Source organism: Plantactinospora sp. ZYX-F-223 (assembly GCF_039649625.1).
Taxonomy (GTDB): domain Bacteria; phylum Actinomycetota; class Actinomycetes; order Mycobacteriales; family Micromonosporaceae; genus Plantactinospora.
In genome coordinates, this window is the sequence record NZ_JBDJAV010000006.1 from 179759 (window position 1) to 194550 (window position 14792).

The 14792-nt window shown below is 72.1% G+C and carries 12 protein-coding genes; 6 read left to right on the forward strand and 6 right to left on the reverse strand.

What is annotated here, in order from left to right:
* Positions 1-272: 272 nt before the first annotated feature.
* Both AAH979_RS08540 and AAH979_RS08545 read right to left on the reverse strand, forming a co-directional pair.
* Complete coding sequence (locus AAH979_RS08540) at positions 273-857, reverse strand: TetR family transcriptional regulator (protein ID WP_346257506.1); 585 nt, start codon at positions 855-857, stop codon at positions 273-275.
* 10 nt (positions 858-867) lie between these two features.
* Complete coding sequence (locus tag AAH979_RS08545; protein ID WP_346257507.1) at positions 868-1863, reverse strand: aldo/keto reductase; 996 nt, start codon at positions 1861-1863, stop codon at positions 868-870.
* 259 nt (positions 1864-2122) lie between these two features.
* Here AAH979_RS08545 and AAH979_RS08550 point away from each other — a divergent pair, with 259 nt between their 5' ends.
* Entirely contained in the window at positions 2123-2440 is a 318-nt protein-coding gene (locus AAH979_RS08550) for a DUF6582 domain-containing protein (RefSeq protein ID WP_346257508.1), read from the forward strand.
* A 25-nt stretch (positions 2441-2465) separates the two neighbouring features.
* Here AAH979_RS08550 and AAH979_RS08555 read toward each other — a convergent pair whose 3' ends face one another.
* On the reverse strand, positions 2466-3227 hold the full coding sequence (locus tag AAH979_RS08555; RefSeq protein ID WP_346257509.1) for a zf-HC2 domain-containing protein: 762 nt from the start codon (positions 3225-3227) through the stop codon (positions 2466-2468).
* Positions 3228-3389: 162 nt separating this feature from the next.
* Here AAH979_RS08555 and AAH979_RS08560 point away from each other — a divergent pair, with 162 nt between their 5' ends.
* On the forward strand, positions 3390-3971 hold the full coding sequence (locus AAH979_RS08560) for a sigma-70 family RNA polymerase sigma factor (RefSeq protein WP_346257510.1): 582 nt from the start codon (positions 3390-3392) through the stop codon (positions 3969-3971).
* 57 nt (positions 3972-4028) lie between these two features.
* On the opposite strand, the gene AAH979_RS08565 is transcribed toward AAH979_RS08560, so the two are convergent.
* The 3 genes from AAH979_RS08565 to AAH979_RS08575 all read right to left on the reverse strand — a co-directional run bounded on the left by AAH979_RS08565 (position 4029) and on the right by AAH979_RS08575 (position 8336).
* On the reverse strand, positions 4029-5483 hold the full coding sequence (locus tag AAH979_RS08565) for an ATP-binding protein (RefSeq protein ID WP_346257511.1): 1455 nt from the start codon (positions 5481-5483) through the stop codon (positions 4029-4031).
* Positions 5484-5551: 68 nt separating this feature from the next.
* Positions 5552-7210: an FAD-dependent oxidoreductase gene (locus tag AAH979_RS08570; protein ID WP_346257512.1), complete on the reverse strand. Its 1659-nt coding sequence runs from the start codon at positions 7208-7210 to the stop codon at positions 5552-5554.
* Positions 7211-7280: 70 nt separating this feature from the next.
* Positions 7281-8336, reverse strand: a complete 1056-nt coding sequence (locus AAH979_RS08575) for a zinc-dependent alcohol dehydrogenase family protein (RefSeq protein ID WP_346257513.1) — start codon at positions 8334-8336, stop codon at positions 7281-7283.
* Positions 8337-8976: 640 nt separating this feature from the next.
* On the opposite strand from AAH979_RS08575, the gene AAH979_RS08580 reads away from it, so the two are divergent.
* The 4 genes from AAH979_RS08580 to AAH979_RS08595 all read left to right on the forward strand — a co-directional run bounded on the left by AAH979_RS08580 (position 8977) and on the right by AAH979_RS08595 (position 14663).
* The gene (locus AAH979_RS08580) at positions 8977-10269 is read left to right on the forward strand and encodes a cytochrome P450 (RefSeq protein ID WP_346257514.1); all 1293 of its coding nucleotides are present in this window, start codon (positions 8977-8979) and stop codon (positions 10267-10269) included.
* 485 nt (positions 10270-10754) lie between these two features.
* Entirely contained in the window at positions 10755-11408 is a 654-nt protein-coding gene (locus tag AAH979_RS08585) for a helix-turn-helix transcriptional regulator (protein WP_346257515.1), read from the forward strand.
* Positions 11409-11718: 310 nt separating this feature from the next.
* A complete protein-coding gene (locus AAH979_RS08590; protein ID WP_346257516.1) occupies positions 11719-14265 on the forward strand; it encodes a nitrate- and nitrite sensing domain-containing protein in 2547 nt (848 codons plus the stop codon).
* A gap of 20 nt (positions 14266-14285) precedes the next feature.
* Entirely contained in the window at positions 14286-14663 is a 378-nt protein-coding gene (locus AAH979_RS08595) for a roadblock/LC7 domain-containing protein (protein WP_318396450.1), read from the forward strand.
* Positions 14664-14792 lie beyond the last annotated feature (129 nt).

Consider the following 14792-nt stretch of genomic DNA (forward strand, 5'->3'; position numbering starts at 1 on the left):
CTGAAACATTAGGAAAGTTAACTAATAAAGTCAATGCACCGTTTCAGGTGAGCCGAGGGCGTTCGGCTGGTCGGGTGACTGGGGACCGCTGCGCGTCGCTCGGCGGGCATCCGTCCCGCCGTCGCTCAGACACTCACCCCGTCCGGCCCGTGGTGAGTGTCTGGGTGCGCCCGAGGCCCGCCGTGCTCCTTGCCGGGCGCATGGACGGGGCAGCTCGACAGTGTGCCTACCAGGTTCGGCACCGGGGCGGGGACGCCGGGCCGGGCGGCGGTTCAGCGCGGGCGGAGGCCGTCGAGCAGCAGGTCGCAGACGGCGTCGAGCTGCCGCTCGATGTCCGGGTCGGCCCACTGGGCGCAGTGCGTCGGATCGTGGAACCGTACGGTCGCGTGCAGCACCGCCCGGGCGGCCCGCGGCACGTCGTCGACGGCGAAGTCGCCACCGGCGACCCCGTCCGCGATGATCCGGGAGAGCTGCGCGACCAGCCCGTCCAGCGCTGCGGCGATCACCGTGCTGGCCTCGCCGACCAGCACGATATAGGTGGCGAAGAGTTCCGGGTCGTCGAGCGCCGTCACGCGCTTCGCCCCGTGCAGCGTGTGCAGCCAGGACCGCAGCCGCTCGGGCGCCGGCGCGGTGCTGGCGGTCACCCCCGGCAGCTCGGCGTGCACCCGGTCCAGCCAGCGGTCGGCCACCGCCTCGCGCAACGCCGTCTTGCTGGCGAAATGCCGGTAGACGCTGCCGTGGCTCACCCCCAGCGCCCGGGCGACGTCCACCACGGTCGCCTTGGCCGGGCCGAAGCGGCGGAGGACCTCCTCCGCCGCTTCGAGGATCCGTTCCGGGGTCAGCGTCGAGTCGGCCATGGGCACTATTTCACCGTTCGCTGTCCAGGTGCTCCATCAGGGGGGCGGCGTAGCGTGCGCCGGCGGCGGAGTCGACCGGTACGGCCCGCTCGATGGCGGCCAGGTCGTCGGCGTCGAGCTTCAGGTCGAGCGCACCGAGCGACTCGGCCAGCCGGTCCCGGCGCCTGGCCCCGACCAGCGGCACGATGTCGTTGCCCCGGCTGAGCACCCAGGCGATCGCGACCTGCGAGACGGTGGCCCCGCGAGCCTGCGCGACCTCGCGCAGCGCGTCCACCAGCAGCAGGTTCGCCTGGAGGTTGTCCCCGCTGAACCGGGGGCTGAACGAGCGGAAGTCGCCGGGGGAGAGCTGGCGGTCGGCGGTCCAGTGCCCGCTGAGCAGCCCTCGGGACAGCACCCCGTACGCCGTCACGCCGATGCCCAGCTCGCGACAGGTGGGCAGGATCTCCGCCTCGACCGTCCGGGACAACAGCGAGTACTCGATCTGGAGGTCGGCGATCGGATGTACGGCCTGGGCCCGCCGGATCGTCGCCGCGCCGACCTCGGAGAGGCCGATGTGGCGTACCCGGCCGGCGGTCACCTGCTCGGCGATCGCGCCCACGGTCTCCTCGATCGGCACCGCCGGGTCGAGCCGGGAGAGCCGGTACACGTCGACGTAGTCGGTGTCGAGCCGGCGCAGGGTGTACGCGAGGAAGTTCCGTACCGCCTGCGGGCGGCCGTCGATGCCGCCCCAGCCGCCCTCCGGGTCGCGCAGCGCGCCGAACTTGACACTGATCGCGACCTGGTCGCGGTCGCGGTCGCGCAGCGCGCGACCGAGCAGCATCTCGTTGTGCCCGGCGCCGTAGAAGTCGCCGGTGTCCAGCAGCGTGACTCCCGCGTCCAGGGCCGCGTGGATCGTCGCGACGCTCTCCGTCTCGTCGGCGGGCCCGTAGAGGTCGGACATCCCCATGGTGCCGAGGCCGAGGGCGGAGACCGTGGGGCCGTTGCTGCCGAGTGTCCGGTTCTCCATGTTCTGCTCCTGTCCGTGGTTGCCGGCCGCTGCTCCGGCGGGCCGGCTGCCGGGTTCCGGCGATGTCTGGGTGCGGCGACTCCAGGCTGGCCGGTGACCGGGCCGGGCGCCGCCGCTTCAGCAAGTATGGACTAACGGATGACAGAATCCAAATTTTGTCAGCCCCCTCGCGCGACGCTGGTCTGATCGGCCGGTTATCGGTCCAGGGCAGGGGTAGGAGAACTTCGGTGGGGGGAGACGCCTCGGTCAGGAGGAAGCCATGAAGACCACCTGGAAGCCCGTCGACCAGCACGGAGTCATCAGCAGCAAACAGTCGCGGGAACTGCCGGACAGCGCGTTCGCCTTCCCTGGCAAGCGCAAGGAGCCGCTCACCGACGCGTCGCACGTGCGCAACGCGATCGCCCGGTTCGACCAGACGCACGACGTCAGCGACGCCGAGCGGGACCAGGCGTTCGCGAACATCCTCGCGGCGGCGAAGCACTACGACATCCAGGTCGCCGAGTCCGACTGGCGGCAACTGGGCACGCGTCCGCACACGCCGAACCCGGCACACGGCGGACGCAGCTCGCGCGGTTGAGCAGCGCGGGCATCGCCCGGTGCGGTCAGGCCGCCCGGTGGTGGGTGCGCGCCTGAGCCGTCCCGGGCCGGGCCCGGACCAGCCGCAGGCGCGGCGGTGCCGGTGCCGGCTCCTCCTCGAACGTCGCCCGCCAGCCCGGCCCGGTCCGCTGTTCGTGCCGGGTCGGCGGCTCGCCCGACTCGATCGCCGGGCGGGACAGACCGAGGATGATCAGATAGCCGGCCAGGATCAGCCCGTGACTGAGGATCCGGTTGGGGTCGACCCGGCCGGCGATCGCGTCGTTGACCGAGAGCAGGGTCAGCACGGCGACGAACGCGGTCAGCGTGGGTACCAGGCCCAGCGGCCGGGTACGGCGCAGCGCGATCCAGGCGAATCCGGCGCCGAGCGCGACGTTCCAGGCTGCCGACTCGTGCCACAGGTGGTCGGGGCCGCCGCCGAGCACGACCTCAAGGCCGTGCGGATGCCCGGTCGAGCCGATGCCGGCGATCTGGGCCGCGCCGAGCAGGAACTGGGCGACGCCCACCACCCCGAGCGCGAGCCGGAGCGTACTGGCCAGCCGGGTCGCCCGACCCGGCCCGGGAGCGGCCGCGAGGAGCCGGTCGTCGATCTCCATCGGTGGCGGTACGACGCTGGTCCGGGCGAGCCTGTTCAGCGCCGTCGCGCTCTCCCACCAGCTCCGGCACTCCGTGCAGCCGGCGAGGTGGCGGTCCAGCCCGGCCCGCTCGACCGGATCTTCCTCGCCGTCCAGCCGGGCCGACAGGGCTTCTCGATACTGTTCGCACCGCACACACTCATAGTCGGGCCTGACGGTCCGCCGGTTCCCCCGGGGGTAAGCATTCCGCCGCCGACCTTGCTCGACCGGGGCCTCAGCAGCATGATCGACCCGTTCGGCGATCAGATGCCCACCGGGGGTATTCGAGGGGGACACCGGTACCGGTAGCTTTGGGGCATGCCTCCCCCCGGCGTCGAGAGCGACGAGATCACCAGGCTTGCGCTGGCCGCCAAGGCCGGCGACCGCTCGGCGGCAGCGGCCTTCATCCGGGCGACCCAGCACGACGTGCAGCGGTTCGTCTCCCACCTGGTGGGTGCCGGCGAGGCGGAGGATCTGGCCCAGGAGACCTACCTGCGGGCGATGCGCGCACTGCCCCGCTTCGCGGCCAGGTCGTCGGCGAAGACGTGGTTGCTCTCGATCGCCCGGCGAGCCTGCGTCGACCACGTCCGGACCGCCATGCGCCGTCCCCGGGTCGCGTCGCTGCCGGACTGGCAACTCGCCGCCGACGCCGAGCTGGCCCGGGGCAGCACCGGCTTCGAGGGCGCCGTGGAACTGGCCCGGCTGCTGGCGGACCTGCCGCCGGACCGCCGGGAGGCGTTCGTCGCCACCCAGGTGGCCGGACTGAGCTACGCCGAGGCGGCGGAGGTCTGTGACTGCCCGGTCGGCACGATCCGCTCCCGGGTGGCGCGGGCCCGGGAGGACCTGGTCGCGGCCATGCGCGCCGACGGCTCCGGCCGCCGGCTCCGCTCGACGAGCTGACCCGCTCACGCGACCGCCCGGTCCGCCGCCGTAACCGGCGGGGTGCCGGCCACCGGATCAGGACAGCGCGGCCTCCACCGCGCCGGGCTCGGGTCCGGAGATCGGCAGGCAGACCCGGAAAGTGGTACGCCCCGGCTCGGACTCGACCCGGATGTCCCCGTGGTGCTTGTTGACCACGATCCGGTACGAGATGTCCAGCCCCAGCCCCGTGCCGTCGCCGATCGGCTTGGTGGTGAAGAACGGCTCGAAGATCCGGGACCGGACGGCGGCCGGGATGCCCGGTCCGGTGTCGACGATCTCCACCACGATCGAGTCGGCGTCCCGCCCGGTGCGTACGGTCAGCACACCCTCCTCGCCGATCGCGTAGAGCGCGTTGTCGACCAGGTTGGTCCACACCTGGTTGAGTTCGGCGGCGTAGACCGGGATCGCCGGCAGGCTGCGGTCGTACTCCTTCACCACCTGGAGACCGGGCTTGACCTTGGCGCTGAACATCGCCAACGTGGCGTCGAGCAGGTCGTGCACGTCGACCGTCCGGTGCGGGGCCCGGTCCAGTTGCGAGTACTGCTTCGCTGCCCCGACCAGCCCGGTGATCCGGCTCAGCGCGTCGTCGATCTCGCCGAGCAGCAGTTCGGTCTCGACGGTGTAGGTCAGCCAGCGGATCGCCGGTTCCAGGTCGTCCGGGCGTACCGCCGTGCCGACCTGTTCCAGCCAGGGCACGTCGATGCCGCCGGCGGTCAGCGTCGGGGCGAGGTCCCAACCGCCGGTGACGTCGTGCTCGTCCAGCCAGTCGGCCAGGGCGTCCTCGGCGTCGCTGGTCTCCAGCGGGGAGAGGGTGGGCGCGGTGGCGGCCTGCTTGACGGCGGCCTCCTGGAGTTCGACCAGGCGTTGCAGCCGCTCCCCGTCGAGCCGGCCGTCGGCGATCATCGCCAGCTTGTGCCGCATTCCGGCGACCCGGTCCCGGAGCACCGAGGTGGCCCGGACGGCGGCGGCGGCCGGATTGTTCAGCTCGTGGGTCAGCCCCGCCGACAGCGAGCCGAGGGCCAGCAGCCGTTCCCGCTCGCCCACCACGGTCTGGGTGGTCCGCATGCCGATGAAGAGCCCGTCCAGCAGGTGCATCGCCATCGGGAACCAGCGCCGCATCGCCGTGCTGATCACCTCGGCCGGCAGCACGAAGAGCGTCACGTCGGTGATCGCCCGCATCCCGTTCAGGTAGGTCTGCACCCGCTGCTCGTTCAGGTACGGCTGGGTCGCCCCGCCGTACACGCCGCGCTGGTCGGTGCGGGTGATCTCGACCTGGTCGCCCTGCACCAGCCGGATCAGCGAGACGGTGCCGTCGAGCAGCACGTAGAAGCAGTTCGCCTCGGCGCCCTCGACGAAGACGTCGGCCCCGGCCGGCAGCCGCTGCACCCGGCCGTGCTCGTGGATGTAGCCGAGCTTCTCCTCGTCCAGCGACTCGAACAGGAACAGCGTACGCAGTTCCTCGATCGCCAGCCGTTCGTCCGATCCGGTCATCTCGTCACCCGATTCGTGTTCGTGAGCCGTCTCCCGCCCGAAAGAGCTTCACCGCGCGGCCAGATAGCTCACTGTGCCGCCAGATACTGGTGGGCCAGGGAGACCACCATCGCACCCTCGCCGACGGCCGAGGCGACCCGCTTGATCGAGTCGGCCCGGACGTCCCCGGCGGCGAAGACCCCGGGCAGGCTCGACTCCAGCGGGTACGGGTCGCGGGGCAGCGACCAGCCGGCCGGCCGCCGGCCGTCGCTGCTCAGGTCGAGCCCGGTCAGTACGTAGCCCCGGGCGTCCCGGGCCACCACGTCGGCCAACCAGTCGGTACGCGGTTCGGCGCCGATGAAGACGAAGAGCCAGGACGCCTTCACGGTCCTCCGCTGCCCGGCCCGGTTGTCGCAGATGACAAGCTGCTCCAGGTGGTCGGTGCCCTCGCCGCCGACCACCTCGGAGTGCGGGTGCACCTCGATGTTGTCGATCCGTTCGATCTGCTCGATCAGATAGTGCGACATCGAGCGGTGCAGGTCGGGGCCGCGTACCAGCAGGTGCACCCGGCGGGCGTGCCGGGCGAAGTAGACCGCCGCCTGCCCGGCCGAGTTCGCCCCGCCGACGATGTAGACGTCCTGACCGGCGCAGTTCGGTGCCTCGGTCGACGCCGAGCCGTAGAAGACGCCACGACCGGTCAGGTCGGCCAGTCCGGGCGCGGTGAGCTGACGGTAGGAGACCCCGGTGGCCAGCACCACCGTGTGGGCGGCGATCGACGAGCCGTCGCTGAACCGGAGCAGCCGGGTCGCGCCGGCCGCCTCCAGCCCGATCACGTCCCGGGCGGCCAGCAGCTCGGCGCCGAACTTCAGCGCCTGCCGGCGGGCCCGGTCGGCGAGCTGCGATCCGGAGACTCCGTCCGGGAAGCCGAGGTAGTTCTCGATCCGGCTGCTCTGCCCGGCCTGACCGCCGGTCGCCTGCCGCTCGACCAGCACCGTGCGCAGCCCCTCGGAGGCGCCGTAGACCGCCGCGCCGAGCCCGGCCGGGCCGGCGCCGACCACCACCAGGTCGTAGAAGTCGGCGGCCGGGGTGGTGGAGAGCCCGCACCGGTCCGCCAGTTCGGCCTCGGTCGGCTTGACCAGCGCGGTGCCGTCCGTGGTGATCACCACCGGCACGTCGGCCGGGTCGGCTCCGGCGGCGGCCAGCAGCCGCCCGCCCTCCGGCTCGTCGGCCAGCAGCCAGCGGTACGGCACGAGGTTGCGGGCGAGGAAGTCGCGGACCTCGAACGACGGCGCGGACCAGCGGTGGCCGATCACCCGTACCTCGTCCGGGGCGGCCTCCGGGGTCGCGGCCCAGGCCTCCAGCAGGCTGTCCAGCACCGGATAGAGCTTCTCCTCCGGCGGATGCCAGGGCTTGAGCAGGTAGTGGTCGAGATCGACGACATTGATCGCGTCGATCGCCGCGTTGGTGTCCGCGTAGGCGGTCAGCAGCACCCGGCGGGCGGTCGGGAAGAGGTCCATCGCCGCTTCGAGGAACTCGATGCCGTTCATCTGCGGCATCCGGTAGTCGGCCAGCAGCACCGCGACCTGGTCACCACGGAGTTTGATCTCGCGCAGCGCGGCGAGCGCCTCCTCGCCGGAGGAGGCGCGGACCACCCGGTACCGGTCGCCGTAGCGCCGCCGTACGTCCCGGGCGACCGCGCGCGACACCGCCGGGTCGTCGTCGACCGTCAAGATCACCGGGTTCGCCATGGCACCAATGAAAGCATCCGGAACGGGCCTTGACGAACGTCGATAGCGACCCGTCGGTAGCGTCGGGCGGTCAGTCCCGATTCGGTTGGATCAGCCGGATGCCGCCGACCGGCGGCCGGTCCAGGGTGGCCAGCGCCGCCGGTGCCTCGGCCAGCCCGATCGTCTGGGTGACCAGTTCCGCCGGTCGGAGCACCCCGGCGCCGACCAGCGCCAGCAGTTCCGGGTACGCGTGCGCGGCCATCCCGTGGCTGCCGCGCAGCTCCAACTCGTACGCGATGACCCGGTCCATCGGCACCGCCGGGTGCCCGTTCGTGGCCGGTAGCAGCCCGACCTGTACGTGCCGGCCCCGGCGCCGCAGGCTCTCGATCGACCCGGCACAGGTCGGCGCGCTGCCCAGCGCGTCCAGCGACAGGTGCGCGCCGCCGCCGGTCAGCTCGCGGACCGCCCCGGCCACCGCCCGCGGGCCGGGCAGCGTGCCGGCATCCAGGCAGGCGGTGGCACCGAACCGGCGGGCCAGCTCCAGCGCGGCCGGGCTGACGTCGACCGCCACCACCCGGGCGCCGCAGGCCACCGCGATCATCACCGCGGAGAGTCCCACCCCACCACAGCCGTGTACCGCCACCCACTCGCCGGCGGCCACCCGGCCCTGCGCGACCACCGCCCGGAACGCCGTGCCGAACCGGCAGCCGAGCGCGGCGGCAGCAGCGAAGCTCAGCTCGTCGGGGAGCCGGACCAGGTTCACATCGGCGTGCTCGACCGCGACGAGGTCGGCGTACGAGCCCCAGTGGGTGAAGCCGGGCTGGGTCTGCCGCTCGCAGACCTGCTGGTCCCCGGCGAGGCAGGCGGGGCAGGTGCCGCAGGCGCAGACGAACGGGGCGGTGACCCGGTCACCGGCCCGCCAGCCGCGCACCGCCGGACCGACCGCCGCAACCACACCGGCGAACTCGTGTCCCGGCACGTGTGGCAGGCGGATGTCCGGATCGTGCCCCTGCCAGCCGTGCCAGTCGCTCCGGCACAGCCCAGTCGCCCCGACCTCGATCACCACGCCCGCGGGGCTCGGCACCGGATCGGGCACGGTACGCAGCTCTGGTCGCCCGCCGAACTCCTCGAAGACCACTGCCCGCATGTCGATCATCCTCACACGCGTCGACCCGGACACGGTCGGGCCCCGGCCATCAGCTCGCGACGGACAGGGGGCCGGCTCGACCGGATCGAGCTCAGGAGCGGCGCTGGTCAGGATGGACCGCAAGGGGAGGCCGAAAAAGGCTCGTCGGCTGGCCAACGGGACCTCCTGGCGGGTCGTCGAGGTGAGTGGTTACACATCAGTGAACATTTAGTATTGGCGAGGATCTACCCAAACGAGCGCTCAACTGGCACCCTTTCACCGCAATTATCCGGTCCGCTGGGGACGTCGCAGTCTACCGGGACCGGACGCGGAGACCTCGCCGCGCGACGCGGCCCGGATCGGGGTCGGTGACGCGGCGTGACGGTCTGCCAGCGGCTGTGACCAGGCGGCAAGGTGCAGGTGGCAACTTGCAATCTGGCATCTTGCCGGCCTCCGGCCGCGGGTGGCCGACGTCGCGCCGGAGCGCCAATACAATGGCACAAACCGATACCTTGACTTACCGTCTGCCGCAGCGCATCGTGAGATTCCAGATGTCGTTGAGAGTTACGGGACAGCTCATTCCCAGTGGGCCAACTATTGCCACCGGGGCCCTGCCATCGGAACCCTGCGACAGCGCCCGAGCGTGGGCCAGGAGGCGGCCATGGAACTCAGCCCGTTCGCTGGTACCTATCTGACCGACCCGGCCACGGTGTGGCGAGATCTGCTGGACCGCCCGGAGAGCGTGCACTACGCCGAGGACCTGGGCATGTGGTTGATCAGCCGGCACGAGCACGTCCGGCAGGCGTTCGGGGACGCGGACAGTTTCGGCAACGCCCTCACCCTGGCCCCGGTCTACGAGATGTGTCCCGAAGCCCTCGCGATCGTGATGCGGCTCGACGTGCCGCCGACGACGGCCGCGGCCGACTCCCCGGTGCACACCCGCACCAGGCGGGCACTGCGGGCCACCTTCGCCAACACCGGCCCCCGGGTCGCCGCCCAGTACGGGCCGATCGTGCGGCGCCGGGTCGACGAACTCGTCGCCGCCATCACCGCCCGCCGGGGCGAGGTCGTCGACCTGATCGGCGAGTTCACCGCCCTGCTTCCCCTGCTGGTGGTGCTGGACATCCTCGGGGTACCCGACCGGGACACCGCCCGGATCCGGCAGTGGGCCGACGGGCAGATCGCCCTCGTCTGGGGCCAGCCCGAACCCGCCGAGCAGGTACGTCTCGCCCAGGGCCTGCTCGACTTCTGGCACTACTGCCAGGACCTGGTCAACCAGCGCGCCGAAGGCGACCTCGACGGCGACGACTTCATCTCCCGGGCCCTGCGCTACCGCGACGGCGACGACGAGATCCTCACCGTCGCCGAGGTCGCCTCCATGGCGTTCAACCTGCTCGTCGCCGGCCACGAGACCACCGCCGGACTCCTCGCCCACGGCCTGGAACAGGCACTGTCCGTGCCGGGCCGGTGGGAACGCATCGCCGACGACCCGGCCAGCGTCCCGGCCTTGCTGGAAGAGGCGCTGCGGTTCGGCCCCGCCATCGACGGCTGGCTGCGGGTGACCCTGCGACCGGTCACCATCGACGGCGTCACCATCCCCGCCGGGCAACGGTGCCTGCTCCTCATCGGCGCCGCGAACCGCGACCCGGCGACGTTCACCGGTCCGGATCGGTTCGATCCGGACCGGGACGACGTGAAGGATCATCTCTCCTTCGGTTACGGTCCGCATTTCTGCATCGGTGCCGCACTCGCCCGCCTTGAGGCCCGGATCGCGCTCGTACGGCTCGCGGAGGCAATTCCCGGGCTGCGTCTGGTGCCGGGGCACGTAAGTACCTACAAGCCCAATGTCGCGTTCCGTGCGCACCGGGTGCTGCCCGCGGTCGTCGATATCGGCAGTGTGCCGAGGGAACGGCAGGAAGATCCACCGGACACGCTTACCGCCCGCGCCGCCTAGCCGATCCCGTGCCGACCGGCTAATTCGCGTCCCGAGTCCGGCCCGCCGATACCGACCCCGCTCGACGGCAGGGTCGGTTCAGGGCATCCGGGTACGCCGGACCGGGGGCGTCGGAGCCGGCCGGCCCGGATCACGCTCTGTCAATGAGCCGCGAGGGATCGATCGACGTCGTCACATCGACGGATGACCGGAGTCTCCGGTCTCCGACCGATGATTGCGGAGTGTCGCCATTCGCCGCTCGCGGCGGAAGGGATGAATCCGGGCAACCGGTGGTGGTCCGTTCCCTTGTAGATCGTTTTCGTACCGTCAAGTAGATCAGCGTGCGAGGTTTTTCACTTACCGTCAACGATAGGTGGCGCGTAAGGCTTCACACTCGTCGCTCCGGAGGTAAGAATTGGCCCCGGCAAATGCCGGGTCATGATCTGTTCCGCGCGTCTCATGATCTGGTGCGAGTGATCGGATCGCTGACCAACGAAGGTGAGCAAATGGACGCTGCGTCGTCAGGTACCGCCGAGTCGATGGCCACCCGACAGTTCCAGCGCGAACTGCGCCGCTGGCGCACCCGCAAGGGGCTGACCCAGCGCGCCCTCGCCGACCGCGTACGGTTCAGCCGGGAGACGGTGGCGGCGGTGGAGGCGGGTCGCCGGTACGGCAGCCAGGAGCTCGCCGTGCGCTGTGACGACGTACTCGGGACCGGAGGTCTGCTCACCGCGCTCTGGCCGCAGGTGGCGGTCGAGCAGATCGCCGCGGACGGACGGCGGGGGCCGCGCGGCGCCGCGCCCGTCCGCGCGGAGCCGGCCGGGGCCGACCCCGAGCCCACCGTCGGGGAGCGACAGTCCGTGGTGGACGCGATCGACGAGCTGCGGGACCTGATCGACCAGATGTTGCGGGTGCACTTCCCGGCGGAGTCCGACCGGCGGCCGGAGGAGGCGCACCGGCTCACCGAGGAGGCGCACCGCCTCGCGGCGCAGGTGCACCGGTTGCACGGCGACGACGCCGGTCATCCCGACGCCCCGCCGCCAACAGAGGAGCCCCGGCCGCCGGTGGCCGAGGGCCACCGACCGGCCGGCGAGGCCCGGCGGCCCTTTGCCGAGTCGCACCGGCGAGGTCGGGTCGGCGCGCTGCGCCGCCGGCACTGAACCGCTCCCACCTGACTGTCGTGCACCACCAGACGCGGGTCGGCCAGCGCGTCGACCGACCTCCCGGGTATCGCTTCCTGCGGAAGTAACTGCCTGTTCATCGGCGGGTACAGATAGTGGTACGAGCTGTTTGTACCACGGTTAACCCTGTTGTTCGGCCCCGCCGGTCCGGCGCAATGGGACTTGCTAACTGCAAGATGCAGATCTCCTCGATGACGAGCCGTGGGAGTCAGTCTTGGCCTCGACCACCCGATCCCACGCGGCCCGACCCCAGCCCGTACGCCGGCGCGGCTGGAAGATCGCCTCTCGGATGCGCATCATCGTGGCCGCGCCGTTGGTGGCGGTCGTCGGGTTCGCCGGACTGGCGCTGGCAGACAGCGCCCGGCAGGCCGAGCAGGCCAGCGACCTCGGCGTACTGGCCCAACTGGGCACCGAGGCCGGCCGGCTGGCCTACCAGCTCCAGCGGGAACGGGCGGCCGCGGCCGACCTGTTGACCGCCGCCACGCCCCGGCAGCAGGACACCTACGCCCGGCAGGCAGCCGCCACCGACGAGATCGTCGCGCGCTACCAGCGGCAACGGGCGCTCGCCCCCGAGCCGGCCGCCGGGCCGGGCAGCGTACTGGCCCGGATCGACAACGCACTGGCCGACCTGTCGCCGCTGCGGACCCAGGTGCGTACCGCCGCGCACGCGGCCGTCTCCGCCACCACGTTCAGCTACCGGATCATCATCGCCGACCTGCTCGCGTACCGGGAGTCGATCGCCCAGGGCGTCGTCTCGGCCGAGGTCGCCGACGGGATCCGGGCCGCCGCCGCGCTGTCGAAGACCGCGGAGGCGCTCGGCCAGCAACAGGTGGCGGTGCTGCGGGCGATCGCCGCCGGCCAGCTCACCCCGGCGATGCAGCAGGACATCACCGCCGCCCGGACCGGCTTCACCGAATCCAGCCTGGCCTTCCTCGGTCTCGCCCCCGGCCAGTGGCAGGTCTGGTGGGAGCAGGCCGGCAGCGGCAAGGAGGCGCTCACCCTGCAACGCCTCCAGGACCAGGTCTCCCGGGCCGAGATCGGCGCCCCGCTGGAGGTCGAGACCAACGCCTGGATCGGTGCCACCCAGGGCTGGGCCGCCCGGCTGTTCGAGGTGCAGCAGCGGGTCGACTCCGCCGTGCTGGCCGAGGTGGACGCGGCCCGGGTGGAGCAACGCTGGCGGGCCGTCGCCGAGGGCGCCGCGATGGCGGTCGCGCTGCTGCTGACCGTACTGGTCACCTGGGCGGTCGCCCGGCAGATCACCCGGCGGCTGCGCCGACTGCGGGACGCGGCGCACTCGGTGGCGTACACCGAGCTGCCGGCGATGGTCGCCGAACTGCGCAGCCTGGACAGTGCCGGCATCCATCCGGAGGCCCTGGCCCGGGCGTCCGGCTCCACCCTGGAGGCGTCCAGCGGTGACGAGATCGGCGAGGTGGGCCAGGCGTTCGCCGCCGTACACCAGGCGGCCGTGCGTACCGCCGCCGAGCAGGCGGTCATGCGGGCCAACACGGCGGACATCTTCGTCCACCTCAGCCGCCGCGAGCAGCGGCTGGTGGATGCGGTACTGGCCCAGGTGGACAAGGTCGAGCAGGACGAGACCGACCCGGAACGGCTACAGCAGCTCTACACCCTGGACAGCCTGGCGACCCGGATGGGACGGATCAACGCCAGCCTCCTCGTGCTCGGCGGTGTGGGCGTCGGGCGGGTACGCCACGAGGACGTACCGATGCAGAAGGTCGTGCAGGCGGCGCTGTCGCAGATCGAGCACTACACCCGGGTCCGGATCGGCGTCGTCGACCCGGACGTGGCGGTCGCGGCCGACAAGGTCGACGAGGTGGTGCACCTGCTCGCCGAGCTGATGGACAACGCGACCGCGTACTCGCCGCCGGAGACCGAGGCATGGGTGACCGCGCGCAGCCTCGGCGACCGGGTCATCGTGCAGGTCAGCGACGAGGGTGTGGGGCTCTCGCTGCAACGGCTGGCACAGCTCAACGACCTGCTGGCCCGGCCGCCGGCCACCGACGTGGCGGCGGTCCGGGCGATGGGTCTGGTCGTGGTCGGCCAGCTCGCCGGTCGGCTCGGGGTGGCGGTCGAACTGCGGCCCGGCCCCAAGCTCGGCACCATCGCCGAGATCTCGCTGCCGGCGACGCTGATCCGCCCCGTCCCGCCGGAGACCCAACTGCTGGCGCCCGGCCGGCTGTCGACGATGCCGGAGGGCCGGGTACGCGGCACCGCCGTACCGGTCTCCTCGTCGACCGTCACCCCGAACGGCCCGGCCCGGCGGCCGACCTCGGAGCGGGCGCTGCCGTCCGGGTCGGTCTTCCGGCCGACCCAGCGGGCCGACCGGAGCGACGACCCGACCCAGGAACTGGTCATCTTCGAGCAGGTCAACAACTGGTTCCGCACCGACCGGTCGGGCACCCCGGTCGGGGCGCCCCCGGGCAACGGTGCGGGCAACGGCGCGAGCAGCCCAGTGGGGGGAAGTCCCGAACCGGTCGGCCCGCCGGTCGGTGCCGCCAAGGGTACCGGCGGATCCAACGGTGGCTACGCCACGACGGGCTGGCAGACCCGGGGCGACGAGGGATGGCGGGCCGCCACCGGGCTGGCCAACCCGGACATCTCCGGGACCACCCCGTCCGGGCTCCCGATCCGTCAGCCGCAGCGGCACCTCGTGCCGGGTGGCGTCGCCCCGCCACCCGAACAGCAGCCGGTCTCGGAGCACCGCGACCCGGCCGAGGTGGCCAACGCGATGGCCGCCTACGCCCGGGGCGTGGCCGCCCGCCGTCCCAAGCTGGTGAACGCCTCGGCGACAAGCGACGCGACAGGGAGTACTACGTGAACCAACGAGATCTCGGCTGGATGCTGGACAGTTTCGTCGAGCGGGCCCCGGAGGTCAGTCACGCCATCGCCATCTCCAGCGACGGCCTGATGGTGGCGTCCACCCGGAACCTGCCCCCGGACCGGGCCGACCAGCTCGCGGCCACCGGCAGCGGCCTGGTCAGCCTGCTCCGGGGCGCCGCGGGCTTCTTCGAAGCGGGCGCGGTGATCTCCAACGTCACCCAGCTCGAGGGCGGCTTCATGTTCTCGATGGCGTTCAACGACGGTGCCTCGCTGCTGGTCCTCGCGGCGCCCACCTGCGACGTCGGCAAGGTCTCCTACGAGATGACGGAACTGGCGAACCGGATTGGAGACGTACTGACGCCGGCCGCCCGCGCCGCGGTGGCGCAGGGACGCTGACGGCGGCGCGGCGCCCGGTGTGCGGAGCCAGTTCCGACACACCGGGCCGCCGCACCGCCCGGTGGCCGGGTCGGCCTCCCGCGAAGTCGTCGTCCCGGCACCCCCTCCGGCCGGCTCCGCCAACCCGGC

What these genes read in the sequence shown, in the direction of transcription:
- AAH979_RS08540 (WP_346257506.1), bottom strand. Translation starts at nt 857, where the DNA reads ATGGCCGACTCGACGCTGACCCCGGAACGGATCCTCGAAGCGGCGGAG.
- AAH979_RS08545 (WP_346257507.1), bottom strand. Translation starts at nt 1,863, where the DNA reads ATGGAGAACCGGACACTCGGCAGCAACGGCCCCACGGTCTCCGCCCTC.
- AAH979_RS08550 (WP_346257508.1), top strand. Translation starts at nt 2,123, where the DNA reads ATGAAGACCACCTGGAAGCCCGTCGACCAGCACGGAGTCATCAGCAGC.
- AAH979_RS08560 (WP_346257510.1), top strand. Translation starts at nt 3,390, where the DNA reads ATGCCTCCCCCCGGCGTCGAGAGCGACGAGATCACCAGGCTTGCGCTG.
- AAH979_RS08565 (WP_346257511.1), bottom strand. Translation starts at nt 5,483, where the DNA reads ATGACCGGATCGGACGAACGGCTGGCGATCGAGGAACTGCGTACGCTG.
- AAH979_RS08570 (WP_346257512.1), bottom strand. Translation starts at nt 7,210, where the DNA reads ATGGCGAACCCGGTGATCTTGACGGTCGACGACGACCCGGCGGTGTCG.
- AAH979_RS08575 (WP_346257513.1), bottom strand. Translation starts at nt 8,336, where the DNA reads ATGCGGGCAGTGGTCTTCGAGGAGTTCGGCGGGCGACCAGAGCTGCGT.
- AAH979_RS08580 (WP_346257514.1), top strand. Translation starts at nt 8,977, where the DNA reads ATGGAACTCAGCCCGTTCGCTGGTACCTATCTGACCGACCCGGCCACG.
- AAH979_RS08585 (WP_346257515.1), top strand. Translation starts at nt 10,755, where the DNA reads ATGGACGCTGCGTCGTCAGGTACCGCCGAGTCGATGGCCACCCGACAG.
- AAH979_RS08590 (WP_346257516.1), top strand. Translation starts at nt 11,719, where the DNA reads ATGCGCATCATCGTGGCCGCGCCGTTGGTGGCGGTCGTCGGGTTCGCC.
- AAH979_RS08595 (WP_318396450.1), top strand. Translation starts at nt 14,286, where the DNA reads ATGCTGGACAGTTTCGTCGAGCGGGCCCCGGAGGTCAGTCACGCCATC.